7 protein-coding genes are annotated in these 3758 nt (G+C 26.3%); 2 read left to right on the top strand and 5 right to left on the bottom strand.

Annotated features, from left to right (window positions below; genetic code table 11):
- The 4 genes from ACIQ06_RS16035 to ACIQ06_RS16020 all read right to left on the bottom strand — a co-directional run.
- Positions 1-291: hypothetical protein (locus ACIQ06_RS16035; protein ID WP_396147939.1), on the bottom strand; the 291-nt coding region annotated here is incomplete at its 3' end.
- Positions 263-1039, bottom strand: coding sequence for a hypothetical protein (locus tag ACIQ06_RS16030; RefSeq protein ID WP_396147938.1), 777 nt, complete (start codon positions 1037-1039; stop codon positions 263-265). The genes ACIQ06_RS16030 and ACIQ06_RS16035, both read right to left, overlap by 29 nt.
- Positions 1040-1174: 135 nt before the next feature.
- A complete protein-coding gene (locus ACIQ06_RS16025) occupies positions 1175-1804 on the bottom strand; it encodes a hypothetical protein (protein WP_396147937.1) in 630 nt (209 codons plus the stop codon).
- 6 nt (positions 1805-1810) lie between these two features.
- Positions 1811-2134: a hypothetical protein gene (locus ACIQ06_RS16020; protein WP_396147936.1), complete on the bottom strand. Its 324-nt coding sequence runs from the start codon at positions 2132-2134 to the stop codon at positions 1811-1813.
- A 102-nt stretch (positions 2135-2236) separates the two neighbouring features.
- Here ACIQ06_RS16020 and ACIQ06_RS16015 point away from each other — a divergent pair, with 102 nt between their 5' ends.
- Together ACIQ06_RS16015 and ACIQ06_RS16010 are read left to right on the top strand one after the other, a co-directional pair.
- Positions 2237-2587 (top strand): helix-turn-helix domain-containing protein, encoded by a 351-nt coding sequence (locus ACIQ06_RS16015; RefSeq protein WP_396147935.1) that lies wholly within the window; start codon positions 2237-2239, stop codon positions 2585-2587.
- Between the two features lie 48 nt (positions 2588-2635).
- Positions 2636-3361, top strand: a complete 726-nt coding sequence (locus ACIQ06_RS16010; RefSeq protein WP_396147934.1) for a hypothetical protein — start codon at positions 2636-2638, stop codon at positions 3359-3361.
- 23 nt (positions 3362-3384) lie between these two features.
- Here the strand turns inward: ACIQ06_RS16010 and ACIQ06_RS16005 are convergent, their stop codons facing one another.
- Positions 3385-3540: a hypothetical protein gene (locus tag ACIQ06_RS16005; protein ID WP_396147933.1), complete on the bottom strand. Its 156-nt coding sequence runs from the start codon at positions 3538-3540 to the stop codon at positions 3385-3387.
- Positions 3541-3758 lie beyond the last annotated feature (218 nt).

The raw sequence follows: 3758 nt of genomic DNA, 5'->3' as shown, positions 1-3758 counted from the left end.
ATATAAAAAACTTCCAATTTTAGTTATTTTTAAGACAAATGTAAATGGTAATAAAACCCATAAAATCACAAGCCTTTTGTTTATTTCAAAAATACTATCAAAACCATAAAACGATAAATCATTACTTGATTTTGAAAACATCAATTTAATTTTTTTCTCATCTAAAATATCAGAAGTCCTGATATCTTCAACTACTATAAGTTTAAAAAAATCTAATTTAGTTACAATTCTTTTAAACTTTTTACAAATCGGACACCATCCATCAATGTATATTGTAAGTTTGTTTACCATATCTACTCATTTTTTCTAATATTTTTTCATAAAACTTTTCCCAATCAGTATTTGCAATAAAAAATCCTTGAACAAAAATAAATACCAATTGAAAATCATATATCATCATAAAAACATAAATCGATATATGTAACATTATTGCTAAAATAATTATTAACTTCTTTGTCTTCTTGAACCATACTAAAGCAGGATAAAATAATTCAATTAATATCGTTGCATACGTCGATACTGTAACAAAAATTGCATTTTTTGCAAGTGATAAATTATAACTAGTTCCTCTAAACCTTTCTAAAGACATTGTATAGTAAGTCGCTATTCCGTTAAACCAAAAATCGGCATGAATTTTATGTATTGCAGAAATGAAATAAGCCAAACATAAATGTATGCAAATTGAATAACCGCCAAGATTTGATAAAAAAACATTAAACTTAAAATATTCGACGTTTTTAAAAAACTTTGGTTTAATTGCGAAATAATTATATGAATCAATAAAAATCATATAAATCATAATAAACTTCAATAAATTATCACCTCCATTTAAAATACTCGGGCATAAATTCTGCAAAATTTCATAGAAAATAAACAAAACAAATGCTGTTGCATTTTTACCAATTCCAAAAAAATAAAATAAAATAAGAATTATATACGCTAAATAAAAAAATTGAAAATTATCTCTAATAATCAAACTATTGATATTAAAAAAATCAAAAAATCCTGATTCTTCATGTACAAAAAATGATTTTGACATATATAACAAATCTTTATATTCCCATGACAGAAATACTTTTTTAAGCAAATGAAAACAAATAAATATTCTAAAAAATGCAGAGTAAAAACTAAATTTATTGTCAATACTAAAATTATCTATAAACTTTTTCATAATTTAATTTGAGCTATCAAAAATTAATTGTTCATCTTCATTAAGATTTTTTTTATACCTATCTATAAATTTAGGTATTTTCTTTTGCGTTATTTTTAAATAAACATTATAATCAGCATATTCTAATTTATTATTTAATGCAACTTTTTTTGAATAATTTAGAAGTGTCATAAATGGTTTTGTAGTCTCTATAACTTTGTTTACTTTTTTTGTTAACTCAAATTCATCAACTTTTTTATTTTTTAATTTTGCATCATATTCAAATGATTCTCGTACCGCTCTTATACCATCCGTTATCAAGTAAATAGAATTTGATATTAAGTAATCTACCAAATCTTCATTCCCATTAAATGGTGCTTTACTACATTTTTGCTTTAATAATGGTTCAATCACCTCATAAACAATAATCTCTGCTTTATTAGTCTTTTTTTCAAAAACATAATAAAGTCTATCATTCGATTGTGGCGGTGGTGCAAAAAAACCCCATCTTTGATAAAAGAAAGTATTAAATTTTTCATTATATTCAATTAAACTAATATTTATATAGTTATCAGGAGTAGAAAATACTACAGTTGCAATTCCATAAAATAAAAACAACCCTGAAATCAGGGTTGAAAAAACATATCTAAACATATAATTTTATTTATCTAAATTATAAAGCTTTTCATTTTTTAATTCAACATTTCCGTTTCCGTTATCAGCAACTCCAAAAATAGTATAAGTCATTTGTTCAACCTCTGGTGTTAAATGTGTTGCAGTTCGAACTGCAACTCTTGTAAATCCAACAGCAGCTCTAACCAAACCAGTAATAGCAGGTGCTTCAATTTTACCATTTACTTGAGCGTTTGAATAAATCTGAACAGACTGTCCATAATCATCAGATTTTTGGTCAAAACTCATTAAAAATGTTGCTCCAAAAGCACATACACTAAACATTGCAATTTTCTTACTAAATAAATTCATCCTTTTTTATTTTAAATTGTTAATAATTTTTCAAAAATAAAAGATTGTATATTTGCATTATATTTAAAAACTTTTAAAATCTAACGGAAAAACAATATTAATATGGAGATTGGTACAAAAATAGGTGTATTAAGAAGAAAACATAAAATATCTCAACCTGAATTAGCCTTTAAGTTAGATATAAGTCAAACAGCTCTTTCAGAAATTGAAAGTGGTAAAACAAAAAAAATTGATTTTCTTTTAATGGATAAAGTATGTAAAATCTTTAATGTAGATTTTGACTATTTTTTAAATGAACACTCTATAAATTTTAATTTTGAAAAAATTGAAAAAACAAAAGGTGGAAATATCGGTTGTAAAATAGAAACAATTAATAATAATTTTCCAGAAGGTATATTAGAAAATATGCTCAAACGAATTGAATTATTAGAAAAAATAATCTCTTCAAAATAAATTTATATACCCAACGTTAATAAATATATAACTCTAAAATTTATCAATATGGCATCAACATCTGAAAAAGGACACGCAAAAAATGTTGCAAACGCAAATTTATTAAACACATTCATTATTGAATTGGGAGCAACTTACAATCCAAGTAATCCAAAATTACTTTTGGCTAACTTGCAAACTATCTACACCAATTCATTTTCACAACAAGAAGCAGTTAATACTTTAGTTGCTCCTTACTCCGTTGCCGTAGATAATAGAGAATTGATTTTTGCACCAGTAAGCAAAAAAATAACAAAACTTCGTAGAGTTTATAAATCCACCAACGGAGTAACACCAGCACAATTAGAAGATTTTATGACAATAGCACGAAAACTTAAAGGAATTCGTAAAATCAATAACGCTCCAACAACTGATACTACAATTGAACAAACGCAACATTCAACCTCACAAATGAGTTACGACCAACGCACCAATAATATGGATTTGCTTATCTCATTATTTCAAAACACACCAAACTACGACCCAAACGAAGTAGAATATAAAGTAGCAACATTACAAGCAGAAAAAGCGCAAATGTTGCAAGCAACGCAAGGCGTTGCAAACACATTTGTTCCTTTAAATAGTGCTCGTAGCACTAGAAATAACACAATGTATCTTTCTGATGATAATCTAGTAGACACTTTCAACAAAGCTAAAGATTATCTATTTACAATTCTTGATAGTAATTCAGTTCAATACAAAGCAATCTCTAAAATAAAATTCAAAAAAGCATAACAAAAAGTAAAACTAAACAAGGCTTATGCAAAAATGCATAAGCCTTCTGTTAAAATAAACAAGACATCCGCCAAAGTGAAATAAGCATCCGCCAAAATAGATAAAGCTTCCGCCAAACTAAACAAGACATCCGCCAAAGTGAAATAAGCATCCGCTAAAATAGATAAGCCTTCTGCCAAAATGAATAAGACAACTGCACGAGTAAAACAAGCACTTAACAAAAAATAAAAAGCTAAATAAAATCTATATACAGTAGTGTAAAAAAGGCTTCTGCCAACAGCGGTAACCGTTGCACAACCACCATTTTTTAAAAATAAAATCGTAAATTATAAAAAAACAACCTCTTTTAAAGCGATTTAATAGAGGTTTGTTTTTTAGCTAAAGTTCAAAATCGTAA

It is taken from the genome of Flavobacterium sp. (genome assembly GCF_044341265.1).
Lineage (GTDB): Bacteria > Bacteroidota > Bacteroidia > Flavobacteriales > Flavobacteriaceae > Flavobacterium.
This window is presented reverse-complemented; position numbering and strand designations above follow the sequence as displayed.